This is a genomic window from Bacillus sp. LQ01, from assembly GCF_057624735.1.
Map to the genome: position 1 here is coordinate 227,657 of NZ_JBYEZL010000003.1, position 23,425 is coordinate 251,081.

At 35.1% G+C, this 23,425-nt stretch carries 24 protein-coding genes and 1 pseudogene; 4 read left to right on the forward strand and 21 right to left on the reverse strand.

Annotation, left to right across the window (positions count from 1 at the left end):
• Nucleotides 1-134: 134 nt before the first annotated feature.
• From AC22L0_RS21840 to AC22L0_RS21865, 6 genes are all read right to left on the reverse strand, one after another.
• Nucleotides 135-566 (reverse strand): DUF4362 domain-containing protein, encoded by a 432-nt coding sequence (locus AC22L0_RS21840; RefSeq protein WP_000152001.1) that lies wholly within the window; start codon nt 564-566, stop codon nt 135-137.
• 45 nt (nt 567-611) lie between these two features.
• Nucleotides 612-1,232 carry a hypothetical protein gene (locus tag AC22L0_RS21845; RefSeq protein WP_000025225.1) on the reverse strand — a complete coding sequence of 207 codons (621 nt, stop codon included), beginning with the start codon at nt 1,230-1,232 and terminating at the stop codon, nt 612-614.
• Nucleotides 1,229-1,990 (reverse strand): MerR family transcriptional regulator, encoded by a 762-nt coding sequence (locus AC22L0_RS21850; protein ID WP_000260337.1) that lies wholly within the window; start codon nt 1,988-1,990, stop codon nt 1,229-1,231. The genes AC22L0_RS21845 and AC22L0_RS21850 overlap by 4 nt, the downstream gene beginning before the upstream one ends.
• 100 nt (nt 1,991-2,090) lie before the next feature.
• A complete protein-coding gene (locus AC22L0_RS21855) occupies nt 2,091-2,318 on the reverse strand; it encodes a hypothetical protein (RefSeq protein WP_000524139.1) in 228 nt (75 codons plus the stop codon).
• Between the two features lie 147 nt (nt 2,319-2,465).
• Nucleotides 2,466-2,663, reverse strand: a complete 198-nt coding sequence (locus tag AC22L0_RS21860; protein ID WP_000538364.1) for a helix-turn-helix transcriptional regulator — start codon at nt 2,661-2,663, stop codon at nt 2,466-2,468.
• Between the two features lie 275 nt (nt 2,664-2,938).
• Nucleotides 2,939-3,961: a YeiH family protein gene (locus tag AC22L0_RS21865; RefSeq protein WP_000438437.1), complete on the reverse strand. Its 1,023-nt coding sequence runs from the start codon at nt 3,959-3,961 to the stop codon at nt 2,939-2,941.
• A gap of 151 nt (nt 3,962-4,112) precedes the next feature.
• On the opposite strand from AC22L0_RS21865, the gene AC22L0_RS21870 reads away from it, so the two are divergent.
• The 4 genes and pseudogenes from AC22L0_RS21870 to AC22L0_RS21885 form a co-directional block, all read left to right on the forward strand.
• Nucleotides 4,113-5,006 carry a LysR family transcriptional regulator gene (locus tag AC22L0_RS21870; protein ID WP_001099986.1) on the forward strand — a complete coding sequence of 298 codons (894 nt, stop codon included), beginning with the start codon at nt 4,113-4,115 and terminating at the stop codon, nt 5,004-5,006.
• A gap of 51 nt (nt 5,007-5,057) precedes the next feature.
• Nucleotides 5,058-5,426, forward strand: a complete 369-nt coding sequence (locus tag AC22L0_RS21875; RefSeq protein WP_001219181.1) for a MerR family transcriptional regulator — start codon at nt 5,058-5,060, stop codon at nt 5,424-5,426.
• A 4-nt stretch (nt 5,427-5,430) separates the two neighbouring features.
• A complete protein-coding gene (locus AC22L0_RS21880) occupies nt 5,431-5,976 on the forward strand; it encodes a flavodoxin family protein (RefSeq protein WP_000497612.1) in 546 nt (181 codons plus the stop codon).
• 265 nt (nt 5,977-6,241) lie between these two features.
• Nucleotides 6,242-6,842: pseudogene (locus AC22L0_RS21885) on the forward strand (ATP-binding cassette domain-containing protein); the annotation flags it as partial.
• A 279-nt stretch (nt 6,843-7,121) separates the two neighbouring features.
• On the opposite strand, the gene AC22L0_RS21890 reads toward AC22L0_RS21885, so the two are convergent.
• From AC22L0_RS21890 to AC22L0_RS21960, 15 genes are all read right to left on the reverse strand, one after another.
• Complete coding sequence (locus AC22L0_RS21890; RefSeq protein ID WP_000637523.1) at nt 7,122-7,433, reverse strand: heavy metal-binding domain-containing protein; 312 nt, start codon at nt 7,431-7,433, stop codon at nt 7,122-7,124.
• A 65-nt stretch (nt 7,434-7,498) separates the two neighbouring features.
• A complete protein-coding gene (locus tag AC22L0_RS21895; protein WP_000944624.1) occupies nt 7,499-9,214 on the reverse strand; it encodes an ABC transporter ATP-binding protein in 1,716 nt (571 codons plus the stop codon).
• A 312-nt stretch (nt 9,215-9,526) separates the two neighbouring features.
• Nucleotides 9,527-10,711 carry a PDZ domain-containing protein gene (locus tag AC22L0_RS21900; protein WP_135238389.1) on the reverse strand — a complete coding sequence of 395 codons (1,185 nt, stop codon included), beginning with the start codon at nt 10,709-10,711 and terminating at the stop codon, nt 9,527-9,529.
• Nucleotides 10,712-10,820: 109 nt separating this feature from the next.
• Nucleotides 10,821-12,257 carry a S41 family peptidase gene (locus AC22L0_RS21905; RefSeq protein WP_000830313.1) on the reverse strand — a complete coding sequence of 479 codons (1,437 nt, stop codon included), beginning with the start codon at nt 12,255-12,257 and terminating at the stop codon, nt 10,821-10,823.
• 118 nt (nt 12,258-12,375) lie between these two features.
• Nucleotides 12,376-13,269: a permease-like cell division protein FtsX gene (gene ftsX / locus AC22L0_RS21910; RefSeq protein WP_000645027.1), complete on the reverse strand. Its 894-nt coding sequence runs from the start codon at nt 13,267-13,269 to the stop codon at nt 12,376-12,378.
• A complete protein-coding gene (gene ftsE, locus AC22L0_RS21915; RefSeq protein ID WP_000594321.1) occupies nt 13,259-13,945 on the reverse strand; it encodes a cell division ATP-binding protein FtsE in 687 nt (228 codons plus the stop codon). The genes ftsX and ftsE overlap by 11 nt, the downstream gene beginning before the upstream one ends.
• 284 nt (nt 13,946-14,229) lie before the next feature.
• Entirely contained in the window at nt 14,230-14,553 is a 324-nt protein-coding gene (gene cccB, locus AC22L0_RS21920; protein ID WP_000727971.1) for a cytochrome c551, read from the reverse strand.
• A gap of 440 nt (nt 14,554-14,993) precedes the next feature.
• Nucleotides 14,994-16,092, reverse strand: a protein-coding gene (gene prfB, locus AC22L0_RS21925; RefSeq protein WP_096001716.1) for a peptide chain release factor 2 whose coding sequence is annotated in 2 segments (ribosomal slippage) — nt 14,994-16,019 and nt 16,021-16,092 — 1,098 coding nt in all. Because the reading frame shifts where the segments join, the coding sequence is not laid out codon by codon here.
• A 144-nt stretch (nt 16,093-16,236) separates the two neighbouring features.
• Nucleotides 16,237-18,744 (reverse strand): preprotein translocase subunit SecA, encoded by a 2,508-nt coding sequence (gene secA, locus AC22L0_RS21930; RefSeq protein ID WP_000579388.1) that lies wholly within the window; start codon nt 18,742-18,744, stop codon nt 16,237-16,239.
• Nucleotides 18,745-19,246: 502 nt separating this feature from the next.
• Nucleotides 19,247-19,774: a hypothetical protein gene (locus AC22L0_RS21935; RefSeq protein ID WP_087965244.1), complete on the reverse strand. Its 528-nt coding sequence runs from the start codon at nt 19,772-19,774 to the stop codon at nt 19,247-19,249.
• A gap of 41 nt (nt 19,775-19,815) precedes the next feature.
• Entirely contained in the window at nt 19,816-20,454 is a 639-nt protein-coding gene (locus tag AC22L0_RS21940; protein WP_000371027.1) for an ATP-binding cassette domain-containing protein, read from the reverse strand.
• Between the two features lie 3 nt (nt 20,455-20,457).
• On the reverse strand, nt 20,458-21,222 hold the full coding sequence (locus tag AC22L0_RS21945; protein WP_033667451.1) for a hypothetical protein: 765 nt from the start codon (nt 21,220-21,222) through the stop codon (nt 20,458-20,460).
• A gap of 71 nt (nt 21,223-21,293) precedes the next feature.
• Nucleotides 21,294-21,989 carry a hypothetical protein gene (locus AC22L0_RS21950; RefSeq protein ID WP_000466510.1) on the reverse strand — a complete coding sequence of 232 codons (696 nt, stop codon included), beginning with the start codon at nt 21,987-21,989 and terminating at the stop codon, nt 21,294-21,296.
• Nucleotides 21,976-22,764: a hypothetical protein gene (locus tag AC22L0_RS21955; RefSeq protein ID WP_087965217.1), complete on the reverse strand. Its 789-nt coding sequence runs from the start codon at nt 22,762-22,764 to the stop codon at nt 21,976-21,978. Before AC22L0_RS21955 ends, AC22L0_RS21950 begins: the two co-directional genes overlap by 14 nt.
• Before the next feature lie 27 nt (nt 22,765-22,791).
• Complete coding sequence (locus tag AC22L0_RS21960; protein ID WP_087965215.1) at nt 22,792-23,361, reverse strand: hypothetical protein; 570 nt, start codon at nt 23,359-23,361, stop codon at nt 22,792-22,794.
• Nucleotides 23,362-23,425 lie beyond the last annotated feature (64 nt).

The following is a 23,425-nucleotide window of genomic DNA, read 5'->3' on the forward strand; positions in this document are numbered from 1 at the left end:
CATAAAAATCTGTATTATTATTTTACCACGAATACCTATAAAAAACCTAAAAAAACGAACAGATATTCGGTAAAGTTTTCGACAATATACACATAGAAAAAGGAAGGAGTAAATACTTCCTTCCTCTACTAATTCTATTTTTTAGGTACATATACTAAGTCATATCCATTGCGCCCAGCTTCATTCATACAATCTATTAACCGATAAGTACTTTCTGATTCGCGCTGCTCTTTAACAATACCTTTACAACTATCTTTATGTAACCCTTTATCCTTCCCAGCAAATTTGTCTTTTCTATTATCTGACACATAAAATATATCGTTCCCACTATACTCTAACGTTTGAAAAATCGGGTCCCCTTCAAGGGTATACTGTACAATTCTTATTTTATCAACTTCCCTTTGCTCGACATTCAAAACGAACTTTTCAAATTTATCTAGATTGAGAATTCCTGCTCCCTTTACAATGACATCATTCTTCTTATCAATTGTAGTGCTAGATGGTGAACATGCTACTAAACTAAAGAGAAATAGACTTATAAAACTGGTTCTTTTTCCTATTGTCATCCTCTCCTATAAAAATTATTTGTATACCAGAAAAGCTACTTTCAATTATGAAAGTAGCTTTTCTTTTCCTTTCTCCTTCTTCGGAAAAATCACATATGAAAATGAAATCGCTGTATCAACTAAAAATATAATCGCCCACACTTGACTCACGCGACTTGCAGCTTTATTTAAAACGATTCCCGATTCTAACCAATTACCCCATTGTTCAAATGGAATAAATCCATACGCGAAGAAAAAGAATATGTGCACACCAACGAATAAAACAAGATGTAATACCCAATTTTTTATTTCCTGCTTTGCATAGGCCATACCTGTTAATTCTACCTGTTCTTCAATAATAGGCGCCGGTTCATTACGCCATTTCGCAACTGATTTTTGTACAAATATATCAAGCTTCTTTAAATCCTTTTTCCCGTAGAAAACTGCATATAATAAAATGATTACAGTAATAATCTGAAAGTTAGAGAACTTTCCTGTTTGATAATAGTCCACTACCCCTAAAGTTAAAATAAATACTTCATTTACGAGGAGTACAATCCCCATAATAAAACTCGCTCTTTTCAAACGGAATCCGTAGCGAAGTAAAAAGAAACCGATAGCTGATAACCAAAATACAATTTCTGCCCCAATTAAAAAATACCAACGATATTCTGCGAGTATACTCATTTATCCTTCTCCCTTTCATCATAAATACGAAAAGCCTCATCCATATATGCTAAAAGTTCTTCTTCAATTGGATACATGCTCATTTTCTGTGAATCTTCCTTCGATTTTCTAACTTCCCATAACTTATCTAAAAACGCTTCGTCACCATTAGCCATTTCTAAACATTTCTGCATTAATTTCTTCGTTGCCTCTTGTACTTCATCACTTGCGACTTCTTTACCGTCTTTCATAAAAGTACGTAATTGCTTTAATAAATCTACCCATTCTAAAACATTCGGATCTTCCTCACTCATATTTGGCAAATTCTGAAGCAATTTTTGTTCTTCCTTTGAAAATACTTCATTTTGAAATATTTCACGTATACGAGGAGACTGTTTTGAAAGCTGAATAAGTTCAAACATAACTTTCCAATCAAGTTCTCCCTCTACATCTACCGAATAAACAACTGCTTGTAAAACACGCTCCATTCGATTAAATTTCTTTTGTTCTTCCTGTACAAACCGAAGTTGTTTTTCAAGCGAATTTTTTAAATCCAGCTCACCTTTTACTAACATATTCGCAGCTTCTTTTAATGAAAATCCCATTTCTTTCAAAAATAAAATTTGTTGCAAACGAATAACGTCATTTTCACTATATAACCGATGTCCACCCTCTGTTTTTCCGCTCGGCTTTAATAAATCTATTTGATCATAATAACGTAGTGTACGTACTGTAACCCCTGTTTCTTTCGTCAATTCTTGTATTGAAATCACTACCATCACCTCTTCCCTCTCATTATAAAAGATGACGTTACGTAACTTTCAAGCGTTTTGTAAAAAAAATACAAAAAGCTGTTTATACAAAGTGTATAAACAGCTTTTATGGAAATAACCCCTTTTGTATGGCGCGCCCACAAAATAAAATAAGTGCTCCAACAACAACACTCGTTGCCGTTTTATGATAATGGGCTAATAATAATAAATAATACGATAAACCTACAGTACCAATCATAATACAAATGCTCGGCACTGGATTACGAGAAAAGTTTTGCATTCCCCAAAGAAGCGAAAATATAGCTGTAGCGACACATAACACCGGTAATCCCATCCCAGTTCCCCTTTTTCTATCTATTATTCCTTGTTGCTAACACGCTCGTTGATGCGATGCTAATTAATAAATCAAAACCAATCCTTATATATTTAAACGTTTACTCTAATTGAAATCTCTCAAGCTTATCATTTATTTTCTTTCTCCTTACTCCAGCGTAAATATTTCCTCCACCTTCACTCCAAAATACTTGGCGATTTTTAAAGATAACTCTAGACTCGGATTGTAATGATGGTTTTCAATCGCCACTATCGTCTGCCGCGTCACCTGCATCGCCTTTGCCATTTCAACTTGCGTTATATGATTTTGCTTTCTTAACTCTTTTATTTTATTTTTTACACCCATAGGCTCCACCTTCAAAAGTAAAGATATCTTTACTTAAATTATAAATATTTTCCAGTTGCAAGTAAAGATACCTTTACAAATTTCAGAAAAATGTTTCATTAAACATCTACTCTAACGAAGTACAAGAGTAATTCAATTTATATCAGCGCAACTCCATTTATATCGGCGATTTTTCAAATATATCGACTTACCGACAAATATCGACATCCGTAGCGCTACTATAATCATAAGAAAAAGCTGTCCCCAAATACCTTCGGGAACAGCTTTCTCCTCTACTACATAAATCCTAGCGCATATACAAGAACGTATCCAAGAACCGATAAGCAAACCGAGCCAATCAGCCCCGCCACGAACGCTTTGCTTCCTAACTTACGGAACGTTTTAAACTCTACATTTAAACCAAGTCCTGCCATCGCCATTGCGATTAGCATATAAGCAATGACAACAATGTATCCCGCAACAACTTCTGGAATAATCCCGAGCGAATGCACGGCACTCATCGCTAAAAATCCGAAAATGAACCATGGAATTGGAAGGTCGCGCCACGATCTTTTTTCCTTGCTTCCTTCACTCTTTCCAAACCATAATCCAATTAAAATTGCTACTGGTACGAGCATTGCAACGCGCGTTAGCTTCACGATAACTGCGATGTCTATAGCCGTACTTCCTCCTGGCGCCGCGGCTGCGATAACATGAGCAATTTCATGCAGCGTGGCCCCTGAGAATACACCGTAACCATATGGAGATAGGCCAAGCACTGGATATAATAACGTATAAATAAGCGTAAATATCGTACCTAAAATAGCAATAATTGCAGCCCCAACTGCCGTTTCATCATCTTTTGCTTTCACTTGCGGCGCAATTGCCACGACCGCTGCCGCCCCGCAAATTGCTGTACCACATGCTGTTAAAATCCCAAGTTTCTTTTCTACCTTAAATACTTTCGTTAGTCCATATACAACGAAAATCGTAAATGTAATAACAACCGCTGCGATGACCAATACTTTCGGCCCTGCCTTCGCAATATCAACAAGATTTAATCGCATTCCAAGTAAGATGATTCCAAAGCGCAGCAACTTCTTACTCGCAAAGTTCGTCCCTGCAATCGCATCTTGAGGGACTCCAATTGCCGCACGCCAAACCATCCCAATTAGAATAGCAATTACTAATTGTCCCATAATATTTAAAAATGGAAGCTCTGCTAAATATTTCGCGGCAATTGCGATTAATAATGTAATCCCAATTCCTTGCGAAAATCCAAAACGCTTCTTCTTTTGTATAACAAGTGTTTGTTCCATTTTGAACCACTCCAATAATCGTATTGGAACATGCATGTTCTTTCTACTTACATTATAAGAGAGTTTCTATAATAAGTTTAATACCAATACCAAATCTCTATCATTAGAAATACTTATGATAAGATAATAGAAAAAGAAAGGAGCCCATTATATGAACGTAGACATTTTAAAAATTTTTGTTACTGTCGTTGAACAGAAACACTTCTCCCGTGCAGCAGAATTATTAAACCTTTCACAGCCTGGAGTAAGTATGCATATACGCAACTTAGAAAACGAATTTGGCACTACACTTATTCAACGCTCCCCGAAGCACGTCCAAGTTACTGAAGCTGGAAACATATTATATATACATGCAAAGCAAATGCTCTCTCTTTACGAAGATGCTAAACAAGAAATTAATGAACTACATAACGTTGTAACAGGAACACTGCGCATTGGTGCTAGTTTTACAATTGGCGAATACTTACTTCCAAAAATACTGGCTAACTATGCGAATGAAAATCCACACGTCGAAGTTCATACTTTCATCTCAAATACAGAAGACGTTTTGCAAAGCCTTCGCTCTAATCAAATTGATATCGGCCTAGTGGAAGGACAAGTCGTATACGCCGACGTAGATGTTGAAACATTTATGCAAGATGAAATGAAGCTCGTCGTCCCGCCAAATCATCCATTACTCCGCACAAATGAAATAAATGAAAGTACACTCCAAGATCAAGTATGGGTATTAAGAGAAAGTGGTTCTGGTACACGCGCTTATAGTGACCGCTTTATTCATCAACACCATTTAAAAATGAAACGATTCTTTACATTCAGTAGTATCCAAAGCGTAAAGGAAGCTGTTAGTGCCGGGCTTGGCATCGCTATCCTTTCTGATTGGACTGTACGGAAAGAGCTACTAGCAAAAGAACTATTCCACGTCGAAGTTCCAAATGAACAACTCATCCGTCCATTCTCCATCGTGCGCGGCAAATATTTTATTCCGTCTAAAGCTATTCAAGTGTTTTTAAATCATGTAGATTCCTTTGCGAAAAAACAGCATTGACCTTCACATTAGTGTGAAGGTTTACAATACATGTAAAAGGAGTGAAACACATTGCGAATTGGAGAGTTATCAAAAGAAACTGGCATTAGCGAAAGATCTCTAAGACATTATGAAGAAAAGGGGTTACTCCCTTCGAAACGCCTCGCAAATGGTTACCGTGATTTTGATGAAAGTGCCATCGAAAAAGTGGAGCTTATTCAAATGTACTTACAAATTGGCTTAAATTTAGAAGAGACGGCAAGGATGCTGCGCTGCCTTGAAATTGAACCGCACCTGTACGACAATCCGTGCAGCAGTATCCTTACGCTTTACGAAGATAAACTCAATGAAGTAACAAAGCAAATCTCATTGCTTTCCAACATCCAAACGAATTTGCAAAAACACGTTTCACTCCTAAAACATGCAAAAGAAAAGGGATGATTACATGTTTGTTATACATGGCAGTTCAAGACAAAACGGAAATACAGAAGCTTTAACACATATGATGATAGAGGACATTGAAACAGAACAAATTTATTTGCGTGATCATACCGTCTATCCTATTACAGACCAACGTCATGATGCAGAAGGATTCCAATCCGTAAATGATGACTATGAGCAGTTAACGAAACGCATGCTAGAACACGACACGATTATCTTTGCTACACCATTATATTGGTACGGAATGAGTGGACATATGAAAAATTTTGTTGATCGCTGGTCACAAAGCTTGCGCGATACATCCCTTCATTTCAAAGAAAAAATGAAAGGCAAAAAAATGTATGTTGTCATCGTTGGCGGGGACAACCCAAAGGTAAAAGCATTACCGCTTATTGCTCAATTCCAATATATCTTTGATTTTGTTGGCTCTTCATTTGAAGGTTATGTTATTGGGAATGCGAATGGACTGGATGAAATTAAAAACGATGCTGAGGCGCTGGCAAAAGCACAATTGTATAATGATACATTCAAAAATAGCGAACAGAAATAAGTTTGACAAACCCTTTTGTATGCGCATACAATAAAAGTAATATTATGAAAGGAAGGTACTTTGACCAATGAAGTTCTAATTCTCTTATTTATTTCATCCATCACAAATAGTGAACAAAAATGATGAAAACTAGCAGGGGATTAGTCTGTCCATTTGTCGATACTTTCTTTCGAAACGATCATGTAAAAAATCGTTTATTTATGTACGATTTTTTACATACAAGGGCGACGTTTATCCTCTCTAGTGAAACTAGGGAGGTTTTTTTATGACTATTTTATTCGCAAGTAATATTGAAAAGAGCTTTGGTGATCGCACACTATTTACATTACCATCACTGGAAATTCAAGCACAGGATCGCATAGGAATTGTCGGAGTCAACGGAGCTGGTAAATCTACGTTATTACAAATATTAAGTAAAGAAATAGAAGCTGACAGAGGCATAGTAACTCATCATAGTTCTATCAGCATCATTCCTCAGCTTAGCAAAGAACTACCGGAAACTGCTTCTTCTCTTGCAAAAGGAAAATGGAGTATTTCAAACGTTACCGACGCAATGAGCGGCGGTGAACGAATGCGGCTAAAGATCGCCCATGCTCTCGAACAAAATGCAGGCATTTTATTCGCTGATGAACCAACAAGCCACTTAGATATGGTCGGTACAGAGCAATTAGAAAAGGCACTTTCATCTTATAAAGGAGCACTTGTTTTAATATCGCATGATCGTGAATTTCTAGATAATATATGTACCAAAATTATTGAAATTGAAGACGGTACTATTCAAGAGTACAAAGGGAATTATTCAAACTATCGAAAACAAAAAGAACGTGAACGAATACAAAAACAAGCAGAATATGAGCAATACACAAAAAGAACCACCGGAGCTTCTGTAAACGTTACTGAGCAAGAATTGTTACGATTACAAACAAAATTAACAGAAGTCATCGGCCGGATTTCCATTCCAAATCATCACGATGACATCACATCTCTCGAACAAGAATACGCAAAATTATTAACTCAAATTCAAAAATGTAAAGAAGCGCTCTAATGTCTTCCCTATATATCGACGGGGCCTTCCACATTTCCCAAGAAATATTGAAACTTCGACATACAAAGTAAAAAGCCGTGCATCAGCACGGCTTTTTACTTTATATGCGGACAGCAGTCCCGCTCACCGCAACCATTAACATACCTTCGCGAACTACTTCGTAATCCACGTCGATACCAACAATTGCATTTGCATTTTTTTGTCTTGCGAAAGTTTTCATCTCTTCCATTGCGATGTCGCGTGCTTCTTTTAATTTACTTTCATAAGCGCCAGCACGACCACCGACAACGTCACGAACAGAAGCGAAAAGGTCACGAACGATATTCGCACCCATAATCGCTTCTCCATTGACGATATCGATATACTCAATAATTTCTTTTCCTTGAATTGTAGACGTTGTTGTTACAATCATACTTTATAGCCTCCCATATGAGATTTTTACCTACTTATGGTGCACTAATTCAGTACAAATTATATTTACGAACTAAACTGAGCTTCGTATAACCTACTGTATCCTCCGCCTTGCTCAATTAATTCATTATGTGAACCTTGTTCTGCAATGCCATCTTTATTTACAACGACGATGCGATCTGCATTTTTAATCGTTGCAAGTCTGTGAGCGATAACTAGCGTTGTGCGACCGACAGCTAATTCAGCAAGCGATTTTTGAATCGCAAGTTCTGTCTCTGTATCTAGTGCAGAAGTTGCTTCATCCAATATTAAAATTGGCGGGTTTTTCAAGAACATACGAGCAATAGCTAGACGCTGCTTTTGTCCACCTGAAAGTTTCACGCCGCGCTCACCGATAACAGTATCTAAACCTTCCGGCTGTGAGTAAATTAAATCTTCTAACTGCGCACGTTTTACTGCCTGCCAAATTTCAGGCTCTGATGCCTTTAAATTTCCGTAAGCGATATTTTCACGAATTGTTCCTGAAAATAAGAACACGTCTTGCTGCACAATTCCAATTTGCTTACGAAGTGAAGATAATGTCATATCTTTCGTATCAATCCCATCAATTTGAATTGATCCAGATGATTGCTCATAAAAACGTGGTAATAGGCTACATAACGTCGTTTTCCCAGCTCCTGATGGTCCAACGAACGCAACCGTTTCACCTGCATGTATTTTCAAACTAATGTCATTTAAAATTGGTTCTTTATTTTCATATCCGAACGTAATGTTGTTATATTGAATATCACCATGTACATGTTTAACTTCCATTGCATCTTTAGAGTCTACAATGTCAGGCTCTGTTTCAAGAAGCTCTACATATCTTTTAAAACCGGCGATTCCCTTCGGATAGCTTTCGATTACCGCGTTAATTTTTTCAATTGGGCGGAAGAAAATATTCGTTAATAGAACGAATCCGATAAATCCACCGTACGTTAATTCTCCTTGCAGAACAAACCATGTACCGCATATTAAGACGAAGAGCGTTACGAGCCGCATGAGCATATAACTAATCGATGAATTTAACGCCATAATTTTATACGCCATTAATTTCGTTGTACGGAAACGAGCGTTGTTGACAGCAAATTGCTCTTTCTCAAACTTTTCATTTCCGAATGCTTGTACAACACGAATTCCCCCAACATTGTTCTCAATGCATGCATTAAAATCAGCAACGTCTGAGAATAAACGTCTAAATGTACCTGTCATTTTTTTATTAAAGTAAAGTGCTAACCATAATAGGAATGGAATGACGAAGAACGTTAATAACGCTAACTTCCAGTTGATCATCATCATAAATGAGAATGCCCCAACTAAAGTCATTACGGCGATAAATAGATCTTCTGGTCCATGGTGAGCAATTTCCCCAATTTCCATTAAATCGTTTGTAAGGCGTGAAATTAAATGACCAGTTTTATTATTATCAAAAAATCTGAATGATAGCTTTTGAATATGATCAAATAATTTCTGCCTCATATCTGTTTCAATGTTAACACCAAGCATATGTCCCCAATATGTAACGACATATTGTAAGCCTGCATTTAACATATAAACTGCGAGTAAACCGAAACAAGCCCATAAAATAAGCGTCCAGTTTTGCCCTGGCAATAACTTATCAATAAATTGATTTACGATAAGCGGGAAGCCGAGTTCTAATAATCCTGCGACAACCGCACAAGAAAAGTCGAGTATAAATAAACCTTTATACGGTTTATAGTACGAGAAAAATTTACGCAGCATATCTTACCTCCATTTTCCAAAATTAAAAAGACTCCCTAAATGATAACCATTATCAAATAATTATTCAAGTTATCCGTCTATGAAACTGAAAATAAGCTTTGCGATAGTTGTCGTTTTTTGCTGGAAAGTCGATATATTCGAATAATCGCCGATATATTTCGAGTTGCGCTGATATATTTGCAAAATCGCCGATATATTTCAAGTTGCGCTGATATATTTGCAAAATCGCCGATATAAATTTCATTTACTAACTACTCTCCCCTCCCCCAAAAACAAAAAAGGTACCACCACAAGGTGATACCATTCCTTCTATTACATCGCTTCCGAATCCCACTCGTGCTCCTGCTCAACGAATACAATACCTAATTCGTGATGCCCACCAGCATATAATGCAGTTTGTGCAAGACGAAGCTCACCATTTGTATCTAATACTTCTAATTTACAAAATGCTCCTGTCGTCTTCGTTTGAAGCGCATCATAAAATTCCTCGGCGCTTTTTGGAATGACTCCATTTACTTTCGTAATAATTTCTCCAGGCAGTAATTTTAGCTCTGCTCCAATTGTATTTGGAATTGTATCTAGTACAACGAGCCCATCATTGCGTGCAGCAAAATATGCTGGTCTTGTTTCATCGGCAATTTTCTCTTGCATCGAGATTGTGAAACGCCCAAGCATTGCGACTCCCATCGCGATAATTGCAAGTACGTGCCACCAATAACTTGCGATTCCTAAAACGAGCACAAGTCCTGCTAATCCATAAACACGTCTTCCTGTAAATAATAAAGCTTCCGTCGGCTCATAACTTTTAATCTTTCTCATAAATCCAATTAAAAATGGAACGAGGAATAGAGAATATGTATTTGACCCTATTGAAACGACAGGCCACCATGAAATAAACTGAGTTACCGCATCACCCGGTACAAGAATAAAAATAGGAACGATCCATAAACGCTTTGATTCGTGTAAACCAATCTTTAATCCACGCTTCCCCTTCCTAATCCTCGGCGTCGAATATCCTACTGCGTTTTTAGAAATCAATAAGCCTTCTACAATAAGCATAACGCCTAGTAAAATAACAAGGGATACAATGGTACTCTCTTCACCTTCTCGAAGCTGTAAAAAGGAAACTGGTAGCTTAGAAGATAATAGAACACATACAATCGCAATGCTAAATGTATAAGCTGCCGATAAATATCGATACATAGCCGTTAATCCAAATAGTAACGTCCAAATTAAAATGGCCCATAAGCTTGCTTTAGAAACAACAAGTCCAAGCCCAATCATAACAATAGATACTACTAATCCGTATCCAATCCCTGCAAATAGAGAGGTTCGCAGTTCAAACCAAATATCATAAACTTTAAAAGAAAAATCTTTTCGTTCTCTTAACATACGTAAGTATCCAACGAAGATACTACTTATTACAAATATATAGACAGCAGGGTGTAAGAAAAAACGTCCAACTGCCCGCATTATTTCAAAAATCCACGCCTCCATGAACTCATTCACCACCATTTATATCATTCTTTCTTTTTATATTATCATAACTAAACAAACGTTTGTTTAACACAAAAAAATACAGGCAGCAAACTGCCTGTATTTCTTCTTATTTTGCCATTAATTTTAATGCTGACTGTAATTGTAGATCATTTTCTCCAGAACGAATTTTTTCGATAATTTTAGTTTGAATCGCTTCAGCTGTCTTTTTATCAAGCTGTCCTGTCGCTTCCATCTCATTTGCATTTTGGAATGCTTTCAGAGCCGATTCTGTCTCTTTACTAAAGTATCCATCTTCACGACCTGGTACATACCCTAAGCTCTTAAGCATTTCTTGAGCATGTTTTACTTGTACATCATTTGAATTGTATGAAAGTGTTTTTTCAATTTGAATTGGTGTCGCATGATAATAATTTGGTTGCTTCACTTCTACTGTTGGCGCGATTCCTTTTTTATGAATCCAGTTCCCATCCGGTGTTAACCATTTAAACATCGTTAATTTAATGTTGCTGCCGTCTTTAAATGGAACAGCTTGCTGGACAGTACCTTTACCAAATGTCTTTTCACCAATTAAATCGTATCCTTCTCCTTCTTTTAGCGCACCCGCTAAAATCTCTGAAGCAGAAGCACTTCCATTATCAATTAATACTGAAATTGGATATGGTTTTCTCTCTTTCAGTTCCGTAGAGAATTTCTTCTTCTCACCATTTCGCTGCTCTACTTGTAGCATCGGCTTTTTATTCGTCATAATTTCCCCTAGTATATCTTCTACACTATTTAAATAGCCACCAGGATTACCACGTACGTCAATAACTAAGCCTTTTATATTTTTCTTCTCTAACTCTTTTAACTGATCCTTAAATTCTTTCGCTGTATTTTCAGCAAAAGAAGTGATTTGCATATAACCGATATCTTTTCCACTCTCTTGCTTCACAGAACTAAATACTGTAAAGATTGGAATCTTTTCACGCTTAATTTTAAATACGATCGGATCAGTTACTCCCGCACGTTTAATTTCAATTGCGACAGTCGTTCCCTTTTTACCACGAATTTTTAATACTGCTTCTTCACGTGATAAGTCTTTCACACTGTTTCCATCTACAGATAAAATTTGGTCATTCGGTTTAATTCCTATCTTTTCTGCTGGTGAACCTTTAATTGGCGATACGATAATAAGCTTACCGTCCGTCTTGTTCACCTCAGCCCCAATCCCCTCTAATTCGGGATCAAGCGATTCACTAAACTGTTTGGCTGTTTCTTTATCCATATACGTGGAATAAGGGTCCTTCAGCGTAGACAACATACCTTGTATTGCACCTTCAACTAACTTTTCATCTTTCACGTCTTCCACATAACGTGAATCAATTAGTGCATACGCCTCATTAATTTTTGCCAAATTCCCTTGCGCAGTGCTAGCATTCCCACTCGAAATTGTTTGCGTTACTTCTGATGGGTTAACCCCAAATACAGACATGCCTGCAAACATTCCGCCAGCACCAATTAAAAATGCAACAACCATTCCAATAATTGCAACTCTACGTTTCAATGCGGAATTCCCCTTTCCAAAACACACAGGTGGTGTAGCAAAAGGCATCACACAGTGTGTGATGCCTTTACCTATTTCTACTATATGATAAGCTTGTACGAATTATGTTTGCAACTTTTTATACTTTTAAGAAGCGACGAATTGACATTACACTTCCCCACATACCGATTAAAGCACCGATTAACACTAGTAAACCAGCTAATTGGAATACGAACGGACTGTATGGTAGAAGCTCGAAAATTGTTCCGCCAAGTTTTTCATTAAACACACCTTGCAACGAATTATACGTAATTAGAATTAGGCCAATTGGAATAATTGATCCTAATACTCCTAAGAATAATCCCTCTAGCAAGAATGGCCAACGAATAAACCAGTTTGTTGCACCAACAAGTTTCATAATTTCAATTTCTGTACTACGAGCATAAATTGTAATTTTAATTGTATTAGAGATTAAGAACATCGCTGTGAATAAAAGACCAGCAATTAACGCAATCCCAATGTTACGACCAGTTTTTACAGTATCAAATAATCGTTCAACTTGTCCTTTTCCGTACTGAACATTACTAACAAACTGCATTTTTTCAACCTTCTTCGCGATTGTCGCTGTATCGGTTGGTTCTTTTGCTTTTACAACGAATACGTTTTTAAGTGGGTTATCTTGTTCAAATAACTCAAACGTTTTTCCACTATCACCTAAGCTTTTAATTAAACGTTTTAACTCTTCTTCTTTAGAAGAATATTTAATAGAATCTACTTTTGCAATCTTACTCATATCTTCTTCTAATTTCTTTTGATCCGCTTCTTTTGCAGCTGGATCAATGTGTACACGAATCTCTACATCTTGCTCTACTTTCGTCGCAAAATGGTTCATATTCATAATCGCTGTTAAAAAGACACCTACAAGTAATAATGTAACTGTTACTGCACTAACAGAAGCAAATGTCATCCATCCGTTACGTGATAGATTCTTTACACCTTCTCGCAAATGTCGACTAAGGGTCTTAGCCTTCATATCCGTATCCTCCCTCAATCTCATCTCGAACAATTTTTCCGCCTTCAATCGCGATTACACGATGACGGATTGTATTTACGATATCTGCATTATGCGTCGCCATAACGATCGTTGTGCCGCGCTCATTAATGCGAGTAAAAATATTCATAATATCAAGAGCTGTTTCAATATCTAAGTTACCTGTTGGCTCATCGGCAATTACAACCTTTGGTCTATTTACAATTGCTCTTGCAATAGCCACACGTTGTTGCTCCCCACCTGAAAGCTCACTTGGAAGTGCGTCTGCACGATCTTCAAGGCCTACAAGACCTAGAACTTCTGTTACACGCTCACGAATTGCATCCGGTTCTTCTTCAATTACTTCTAAAGCAAACGAAACATTCTCATATACCGTTAATTTAGGTAGCAATTTAAAATCTTGGAAAATTACGCCTAATTGACGACGAAAATACGGAACGTCTCTTTCTGCCAATGTTTCGATAGTAAGTCCATTTACATTAATAGATCCTGTAGATGGTTTCTCTTCACGATACATCATTTTAATAAATGTAGATTTCCCGGCTCCACTCGGTCCAACTACGTATACGAATTCACCTTGTTTAATGTTAACTGTAAGACCAGCAATGGCTTTCATACCATTCGGGTACTCCTTATAAACATTCGTCATTTTTATCATTATTTATCACCCAATACTTAATGATTTTTTTCGAAATACTTTTCTGTACATCTGAAAATAAAAGACATCCTTCATTTTCATTTAGTCATCCTTGTTGAAGGTAGTTTGCTTATGCTTTCTCATAAGCAATACCACTCTATGTAATATATTTCAGCAAAATTCTACAAACCCCATTGTAACATCAAACGGTTTCCAATTTGGATACATTTTTGTTACAGTTATGTTACATACCAGAAAAAAGGAAAACGAGCTGACTATATTATCAACTCGCCCATTTCACCTTTTTATTTATGTTCAGCTAACCATTCAGATACTTTTTTCGCATCTTCACCTTGAATAAGTCCTGGTGACATTGAACCACGGCCTTTTTTAATAATCTCTTCGATATCTGCAGCGTCGTACTTACCGCCTACTTTTCTTAAATCAGGTCCAGTTGCCCCTGATAAATCTGTTGCGTGACATCCCGCACAACTTCTTTGGAAAATTTGTTCTGCGCTGTCTGTGCTTGCAGACTGTTTCGAAGACTTACTCTCTTCTTTATTTCCGCATGCTCCTAAAGCAAAAACAACCGATGTCCCTAGCGCAATAGCCAACAATTTCTTTTTCACTTCTATCGCTCCCCATTGTTGATATTCTTTTTATTCCTAACACACTCATTTTCATTATAAGCATTATCTTTATATAGAAAAACTAAGGTGTATTTCATATTCCTCTAAAATACAGTGAGAACCTTGATAAAATAAAGCTTTCATAAGTTGTTTCAATTCTGTGAACAACTTAAAAAACTTCTATAAAGTATCCTTTTTAAAAGGAAAATTAGAAAAGTTCTATATAAATCTTTACCCTATTACCGCTCTATTTTACTATTCTCTACTTTTTACAAAACAATATACAGCATTGTAATCTACATATAATCCCATCAAAAAGAGAAGTTGTCGTTTCCAACTTCTCTTCCTCTTTACTTCATCTATAAAAATAGAATCAAATTCTTTATATCCTCTATTGTCCTCAGCATGCGCCAACAATTTCGTTGGCTTTTTTTCGCTTATTAGATACGAGAACGTAAGTAAGCATCAATAAATGGATCAATCTCTCCATCCATAACAGCTTGTACGTTACCAACCTCCGTATTTGTACGATGGTCTTTTACAAGAGAATACGGGTGGAATACGTAAGAACGGATTTGGCTACCCCATCCGATTTCTTTTTGCTCTCCGCGAATTTCATCTAATTCTGCTTGTTGCTCTTCTAGTTTCTTTTGATATAATTTCGCTTTTAACATTTTCATCGCATGCTCACGGTTTTTAATTTGAGAACGCTCCGACTGACATGTTACAACCGTATTTGTCGGTGTATGTGTAATACGAACTGCTGAATCTGTCGTATTTACGTGCTGCCCACCAGCTCCACTTGCTCGGTACGTATCAATTTTTAAATCTTCTGTACGTACTTCGATTTCAACTTCATCATTGAACTCTGGTACAACTTCACAAGATACGAACGATGTATGACGGCGCCCTGAAGAATCGAATGGTGAAATACGTACAAGACGATGTACACCTTTCTCTGCTTTTAAGTAACCGTAAGCGTTATGACCTTTAATTAATAAAGTTACACTCTTAATACCAGCTTCATCACCTGGTAAATAATCAACCGTTTCTACTTTGAATCCGCGTTTTTCAGCCCAGCGTGTGTACATACGTAATAACATAGAACCCCAGTCTTGTGACTCAGTTCCACCTGCACCTGGATGTAATTCTAAAATCGCATTATTTTTATCATAAGGATCACTTAATAGTAACTGAAGCTCATACTCATTCATTTCTTGAATTAAGCCTTTTACTTCTGATTCTAATTCCTCATGTAAATCTTCATCATACTCTTCTTTTAAAAGCTCATGCGTGATTTCTAAATTTTCAAACGTCTCATCTAACTGACGGAACTTTCCAACCATATCTTTTAACGCATTCGCTTCATTAATTACAGCTTGTGCGCCTTGTTGGTCATCCCAAAATCCTGCGCCCATCATTTTTTCTTCTAATTCTGCAATTTGTTTCTCCTTAGTAGGGAGGTCAAAGAGACCCCCTAAAAGCCGCTAATCGCTTAGCCATTTTCTCTAATTCCTGTCTAATTTCTACTAATTCCATTTCCTTCACCTCTATGTAATTGCTGTTACTTTCGTATGAAAACAAGGGAAACTCTCTCCACTTATTACGGAGAGAGTTTAATCCTTCTTAATTATACATTTTTGATATAAAAGTTTGCAAAACAGCCAAAGCTACCGTCCTATATTACTGAACGATACCACAGCAGTTTTTATATTTTTTACCGCTACCACATTTACATAAATCGTTGCGGCCCACTTGGTCACCTTTTACAACTGGCTTTTTCTTTGCTTCTTCGCCATCGCTAGAAGGATGAACAGCTTCACCTTGAACAACTTCTTGACGTTCTAAGTTTTGTTCAATTTCAGCTTTCATAATGTAACGAGAAATTTCCTCTTCAATAGAAGCAACCATTGACTCGAACATCGCGAACCCTTCCATTTGGTACTCACGAAGTGGATCGATTTGACCGTAAGCACGTAAATGAATACCTTCACGAAGGTGATCCATTGCATCAATATGCTCTGTCCATTTCGTATCTACAACGCGGAATACAACAACCTTCTCAAACTCACGCATTTGCTCTTCTGGCATAAGCTTTTCTTTTTCATTGTATCGCTCTATTAATTTCGCGATAATCGGTTCGCTCATTTCCTCAGGAGCAAGGCGACGTAATTCTTCTTCTTTTACATCTCCGTCTTGAAGAAGGTTTGTATTTAAGTAGTCAACAAGACCTTTAATGTTCCAATCTTCTTCAATTTCCTCTTGCGTATGAAGGGCAACAGCACGTTCTACTGTAGATTTCATCATACCTTCAATAATGCCGCGTAAGTTGTCAGACTCCATTACCTCTTGACGCTGTTTGTAAATAACTTCACGTTGTTGACGAAGTACATCATCATATTGCAGTAACTGCTTACGTGCATCATAGTTATTTCCTTCAACACGTTTTTGTGCAGATTCTACCGCACGAGAAACCATTTTACTTTCAATCGGCTGAGAATCATCCATACCAAGGCGGTCCATCATTGCTTTCATATTATCTGAACCAAATCGGCGCATTAATTCATCTTCCATCGATAAGTAGAACTGCGTAACACCAGGGTCCCCTTGACGACCAGCACGACCACGTAACTGATTATCAATACGACGACTTTCGTGACGCTCTGTACCGATAACTGCTAAACCAACGTTTTTCACATCGTCTCCAAGCTTAATATCTGTACCACGACCTGCCATGTTCGTCGCGATTGTTACAGCACCTTTCATACCAGCCTCTGCAATGATATCTGCTTCACGAGCATGGTTTTTCGCATTTAAGATGTTATGACGTACACCTTTACGCGTTAACATTTTTGAAATAAGCTCTGAAGTTTCAATTGCAACTGTACCTACAAGAACAGGTTGCCCTTGTTTATGACGATTTACAATATCCTCAACAACAGCATTGAACTTACCTTCCATTGATTTAAAGATTAAATCGGCACGATCATCACGAATAATCGGTTTGTTTGTCGGAATTACAATAACGTTCATATTGTAAATGTTACGGAATTCCTCTTCCTCTGTTTTCGCTGTACCAGTCATACCAGATAATTTTTCATACATACGGAAGTAGTTCTGGAATGTAATTGTTGCAAGCGTCATGCTTTCATTTTGAATTTCTACACCTTCTTTTGCTTCAATCGCTTGGTGTAATCCTTCGCTATAGCGACGACCTTTCATAAGACGACCAGTGAATTGGTCTACAATTACGATTTCGCCTTCTTGTACAACATAATCTGTATCACGGTGCATAACAACGTGTGCACGAAGTCCCTGATTAATATGGTGAAGAAGTGCTACATGTTTTAAATCGAATAAGTTTTCAATATGGAAAGCTTTCTCCGCTTTCGTAATACCATCTTCTGTTAGCATTACATTTTTCGTTTTCACATCAAATGAATAATCTTTTTCATTTTCTAACGTACGAACAAATGCATTTGCAAACATGTATAGCTCTGTTGATTTTTGAGCTTGTCCTGAAATAATAAGCGGCGTACGTGCTTCATCGACTAAAATAGAATCGACTTCATCGATAATAGCAAAGTGAAGTGGACGTTGAACGCACTGCTCTTTATATAAAACCATGTTATCACGTAAGTAATCGAATCCAAGCTCATTATTTGTGCTATACGTAATATCAGCAGCATAAGCCTCTTGTTTCTCTTCGCGTGACATACTATTTAAGTTAATTCCTACCGTTAAGCCAAGGAACTCATGAAGTTGTCCCATTTCGCTCGCATCACGTTGTGCTAAATATTCATTGACTGTAACAACATGAACACCTTTTCCTGTTAAAGCATTTAAATATACAGGTAATGTAGATGTTAACGTTTTACCTTCACCCGTTTTCATCTCAGAAATATTCCCTTCATGTAAGGCAATACCACCCATTAACTGTACGCCATATGGACGCATTCCAAGAACACGAGTTGCCGCTTCGCGAACAACCGCGAAAGCTTCAGGTAGTAGATCATCTACTGTTTCACCTTTTGTTAGACGTTCTTTAAATTCAAGCGTCTTTCCTTTTAATTGTTCATCAGTTAGTGGCTTAATAGATGACTCTAATGCATCAATTTGCTCAACTGTCTTTTGCATACGTTTAATTTGGCGTTGATTTACATCAAACACCTTTTTTAAAATACCGATCATAGGAAATACGCTCCTCTTTTTATTAAAATAAAACTTCCGATTGTTTTCTTTTTCTCTATTACAATCAGTCGTTATAAAAATCAAATGTATGTTATGCCAATTTTTCTCCTAATTAAAAAAACTAAAATGTATATACCTAATGATAATTGTAACACTTGTCTCATAACTATGACAACAATCGGCAAGATGTCGGGCCTTATATTCAGAAAAAGTTTTTATTTCATTTGTTACGTTCCTTTTCTCTATCTCGCTATTTCAATTTCACGTTACAAATTTCGTATTAAATCTAAGTCATATTCTTTCAAGTTTCCTTTTAAAGAATATGACTACTAGAAATTCCTTAATAAAATCTAAATCGACAATTACAAAAAGCCGGAAACTTTGCAGGTGCAGCATCCATAGATACTTACACCTAAAAAAAAACTCCGACTTTAAAAGATATTGTTATGTTGCAAGATCTACAAACACCATTAAAATATAGCTGTATCAATCATAAATTTTATTAATTTATCGGTATTTCTAATTCATGATATTTCCCTTTCTTATCCTTTATACAAGAAATGAATTTCACTTTAGTTGATTCATTTGAAAAGTTTTTATAATTTTTATAAGGGTCATCTCCTATAAAATAATTTGTCCCTATATACCCTCGTACTGTTTTACCAGCAGGTATTACAGGATTAAACTGATATTTTTTAGGTAATTCCATTGAATAAGGGATTAAATTATAAAACTCACCTATTTTAGAATAAAACATTGTATCGGAAATAGACTTATTACTAAGCAAGTTAATATCTCGATTTGTTGTATTTGTAATATCTAAAGGTAAAACATACGTCACTACTTCACGGTCTTCATAGGGATCATAAACTTTTGTAGGATCAAGAGGATTGAGTGCATGAAACGTAACTCCTTGCCCATCTTCAAAAGTTCTATTAGATAAAAACTCATCTTTTACCACTTTATAAGATTCATTATTAAGATTTAATGTTTTAAATCTTAATAAACTAGCAAATATACATAGCAACAGACACAATCCAATACTTATTAAGATATGTTTTCTCGTCACTCTTAATCTACCAACTTTCCATTATTAACATGTACAATACGATCTACCATTTCATTATCTAGAACATGCACATCATGACTGGCTACAACAATAGTCGTTCCCTTGGCTTTTTCTACTTTCAAAATATCTAAAACATCTTTTATCCCATCACTATCTAAAGCATTAGTTGGCTCGTCTAATAACAGTAATTTTGGTTGTTCCATTAAAGCTTGCGCTATCCCTAAACGTTGTTTCATACCTAAAGAGTATCTTTTATACTTTCTCTTATCTGTTTTATCAAGTCCAACCCTTTGAATAATATTATAAATCTCCTCATCGGAGATTTTATTGTTAATCGATGATAAAAATTTCAAATTCTGAAAACCAGTATACCCTGGAATAAAACTTGGATATTCAATCAATATTCCCATAGAATCAGGAAATTGCTTTTGTTTTCCAATTATTTCATTATCTATATAAACAACTCCAGAATTCAAGCGCATTAACCCTGATATAGCGCGTAAAATCATCGTTTTACCAGAGCCATTATGCCCCTTCAAAACTAAAAATTCGCCTTTTTTTACTGACAAACTAATATTATCTAACACAATATTTCCTTTTAATCTTTTCGTCATACATTCACATTTAATATAATTGTCCATAAATTATTCACCTATCACATCTAGTTTTTTAAAACAAAAACTACCTAATAAAATCATTACAACAACAATTACTACTCCTATTAAAAGTAAATCATTATATTGAATAGATTGATTATTACCTAAAGTCAATTGAATTGAACTGTGATCAACAAAATACCAACGATTTGGCATAACAAAAGAGCCTAAAAAATAAATACTATGAAAGAAAATAGACAAAAATAGGTACAACAACATTAGTACAAAAACAATAGTTATCGGTATATAAAAAGTTAAAAACTCAAAAATCAAAGCTAATAAAAAGCTTATAATTATTTGAATTAGCATAGTACCTAATATCTTATAAGGAAATTGACTATATAAATTTAAAAAATTATACTCGCCTAAAGAAAGCAAATAGTAAGCGCTAAACCAAATAAAATACATACCAATCCAAATAATAATTATATAAAAAAACAAAGATAATATTTTCGTTAACCACAGAAAATGCTTCTTCTTAACACGAGGAAATAAATAAACACCATTCTGTTGAATATCTGAAAAAGCAAAATTCCCTACAAGCAACAAAGGAGTGATTTGAAAGAATATCCAATAAAAAGGGATAGAAAATCGCCCCTCCTTATAAAAATAAGATAAATCCACAAAATCTACTCCATGAAAAAATCGATAAAAGGTAACATCTACTAATACAGATTCTTTACCATTACTAAGAGGCTGATTGTATAAAAAGGCAATTGCAATAATAGCGTAAATTAAGAATAAAAAAACCATTATCTTGATGGAATCTCGAAACCTTACATATAAATCTCTTTTTAACAAATAATATAAGATCATAATGTAAACTAGACCACCTCTGTCTCATCATTCATAGAAATATAACTTTTTTTAGATAAAATCCATACACTTATAAAAAAGATAAAAAAACAGCCAAATAAGCGTATAAATAAACCAGTAGCATCTTCAAAGACATTTATATAAAAAGCATTTGTAAATAAAAATCCATGTAATATAAATCTATCTAATAAAACAGCAGTAATCATACATATTATTACAAGTAAACTAGGTAAAAATAATTGCAATAAAGCACTTATCATACATATAAAAACACTCGCAAATAATTGAATGCAAAATAATAATGGATAATTTACATCAACACTAGTTACAGCCATCATAGTTGACATCAAAAACAACTGTAAAATCATACTCCCAGCAAAAAAGTAAACAAAAACGAATAATTTTAAATAATATATAGAAACTAATTTCAATGCATTATTCACTCTGTAAACAACATAAATACTAAAAAAGTTCGACATAGAATATACAGAAAAAACAATTGTTAAAGGAATAAATATAGTGGACAAATTATACAACGACATAACCTTATACAAAGCTTCCAATTCGTTCATTTTCTCTTTTACAATTCCGGGTTCAAAATAATTGAACAAGCAACCAATGATACTAACATTAAGTACAAAAAGAATACTTAACCAAACATATTTCATCCTTATAGTTTCTTTCATAACATTATAAAAGAACATGCTTCCTACTCCCCCGTAAATAAAGAACTACAGAACAAAAGCAAATACATAACAGTACACTAAGAAAAATTTGTAATTCAAAAAAGCCAAAATCTTTAATTAAATAATCTTTAGGATTGAGAATCCCTTTTCCAATACCAAGCCAAAAAATATGTAAAATAAATGGAACTAAATAAATAAAATAAACTCGTTTTATAAAAAACGAAACTGATAAAGCTAAACTCGAAAAAACCGCACCGTATAAACCATTTAAAAATACATACATTAGAAAATATAAAGTAGGGTACTTATAATAAACTATATGAAATTGAGCTGTTGGCGAAACAGTAGAAGCCATATAATTTAATATTGGATGCGGAGCAACTGTTGGATAAGTCATCACATATAAATAAAAATTAAATAGTAAAGGGACACTTATAATAAAAAAAGATACAATAAAATTAATAAAATAAAGCAGCTTAAAATAATAACATGTTCCCATCTTAGAAATAACAGGATAAATAAATCCATAATTTTTATCAATTCTATAAATCCCTGCTACAGCCATTGCGGAAAGCATAGGAAATATAAGTAAATAAAACTCACTATAAAACGATAATCTATTAAAATATAAAATATTAGATAAATATGGGGATACCTTTATAATCCCAGCATCGTTAAATCCTTTAGTTGTCACAAACATAGCAATATATTGAGCAATAACAATTACTAACATAATAAATAAAGACAACCAAAACATCCTACCTTTTAAAATCCTTCCTAAAAAGTAACTCATCTATAGCTCCTCCATAAACCATTAAATTTAAATCTTTTTTAATATGAACAATTGATCCGCAACACCATAACATTTCTTTTCTTTATTTAACCAAATGTAACGAAAAGAAACATTTGCTCTCTCTCCTTCAAATTTAGGAAACTCAACTTCATACTGATAAACATCATTTGCGCCTTTTCTTTTTACACTCTTAACTTCTTGTTTCCACTGAATTATTTCTCCATCAGTTTGTTCAATCCGTCCCAAGAGATACGTTGGTTTTTTCTTATTCGTAACACCCGTCAAAAAAACATAATAATTTTCTGGTATAACTCCTAATTTCAATTTTTTATTTGAAAGCTTATCCTCTATTAAACTATCATTTTTTTCTATTTGTCCTTGAAAGAAATCATCACCATTTTCACTGTCCAAAAACACTTGTTCAAAAATAGTATTTTTGTTAATTCCTTTTAATTCAATACTTTTCAAATTATCTTTTTCCGTTAAAGTATCTTCAATATGTACAATAGGTTCATCTACTTTCTTTTGACAAGAAACTAAGAAACTAATACTCAATATAAAAAAACAAACTAAAATATATTTTGAAATAAACCTCATTACAGCTCCTCCTATTTTAAAAATGAAATAGCAGGAAAAGTCGTATAATCCGGATTTGAAACTA

Coding starts and splice junctions, on each gene's coding strand:
- AC22L0_RS21855 (WP_000524139.1), bottom strand. CDS start 2,318: ATGGGATTACCGGTGTTATGTGTCGCTACAGCTATATTTTCGCTTCTT.
- AC22L0_RS21890 (WP_000637523.1), bottom strand. CDS start 7,433: ATGATTGTAACAACAACGTCTACAATTCAAGGAAAAGAAATTATTGAG.
- AC22L0_RS21940 (WP_000371027.1), bottom strand. CDS start 20,454: ATGGACAATTATATTAAATGTGAATGTATGACGAAAAGATTAAAAGGA.
- AC22L0_RS21880 (WP_000497612.1), top strand. CDS start 5,431: ATGTTTGTTATACATGGCAGTTCAAGACAAAACGGAAATACAGAAGCT.
- ftsX (WP_000645027.1), bottom strand. CDS start 13,269: ATGAAGGCTAAGACCCTTAGTCGACATTTGCGAGAAGGTGTAAAGAAT.
- AC22L0_RS21955 (WP_087965217.1), bottom strand. CDS start 22,764: ATGAGTTACTTTTTAGGAAGGATTTTAAAAGGTAGGATGTTTTGGTTG.
- ftsE (WP_000594321.1), bottom strand. CDS start 13,945: ATGATAAAAATGACGAATGTTTATAAGGAGTACCCGAATGGTATGAAA.
- AC22L0_RS21900 (WP_135238389.1), bottom strand. CDS start 10,711: ATGGAGGCGTGGATTTTTGAAATAATGCGGGCAGTTGGACGTTTTTTC.
- AC22L0_RS21860 (WP_000538364.1), bottom strand. CDS start 2,663: ATGGGTGTAAAAAATAAAATAAAAGAGTTAAGAAAGCAAAATCATATA.
- AC22L0_RS21850 (WP_000260337.1), bottom strand. CDS start 1,990: ATGGTAGTGATTTCAATACAAGAATTGACGAAAGAAACAGGGGTTACA.
- secA (WP_000579388.1), bottom strand. CDS start 18,744: ATGATCGGTATTTTAAAAAAGGTGTTTGATGTAAATCAACGCCAAATT.
- AC22L0_RS21870 (WP_001099986.1), top strand. CDS start 4,113: ATGAACGTAGACATTTTAAAAATTTTTGTTACTGTCGTTGAACAGAAA.
- AC22L0_RS21945 (WP_033667451.1), bottom strand. CDS start 21,222: ATGGTTTTTTTATTCTTAATTTACGCTATTATTGCAATTGCCTTTTTA.
- AC22L0_RS21845 (WP_000025225.1), bottom strand. CDS start 1,232: ATGAGTATACTCGCAGAATATCGTTGGTATTTTTTAATTGGGGCAGAA.
- AC22L0_RS21950 (WP_000466510.1), bottom strand. CDS start 21,989: ATGTTCTTTTATAATGTTATGAAAGAAACTATAAGGATGAAATATGTT.
- AC22L0_RS21895 (WP_000944624.1), bottom strand. CDS start 9,214: ATGCTGCGTAAATTTTTCTCGTACTATAAACCGTATAAAGGTTTATTT.
- AC22L0_RS21840 (WP_000152001.1), bottom strand. CDS start 566: ATGACAATAGGAAAAAGAACCAGTTTTATAAGTCTATTTCTCTTTAGT.
- AC22L0_RS21865 (WP_000438437.1), bottom strand. CDS start 3,961: ATGGAACAAACACTTGTTATACAAAAGAAGAAGCGTTTTGGATTTTCG.
- AC22L0_RS21960 (WP_087965215.1), bottom strand. CDS start 23,361: ATGAGGTTTATTTCAAAATATATTTTAGTTTGTTTTTTTATATTGAGT.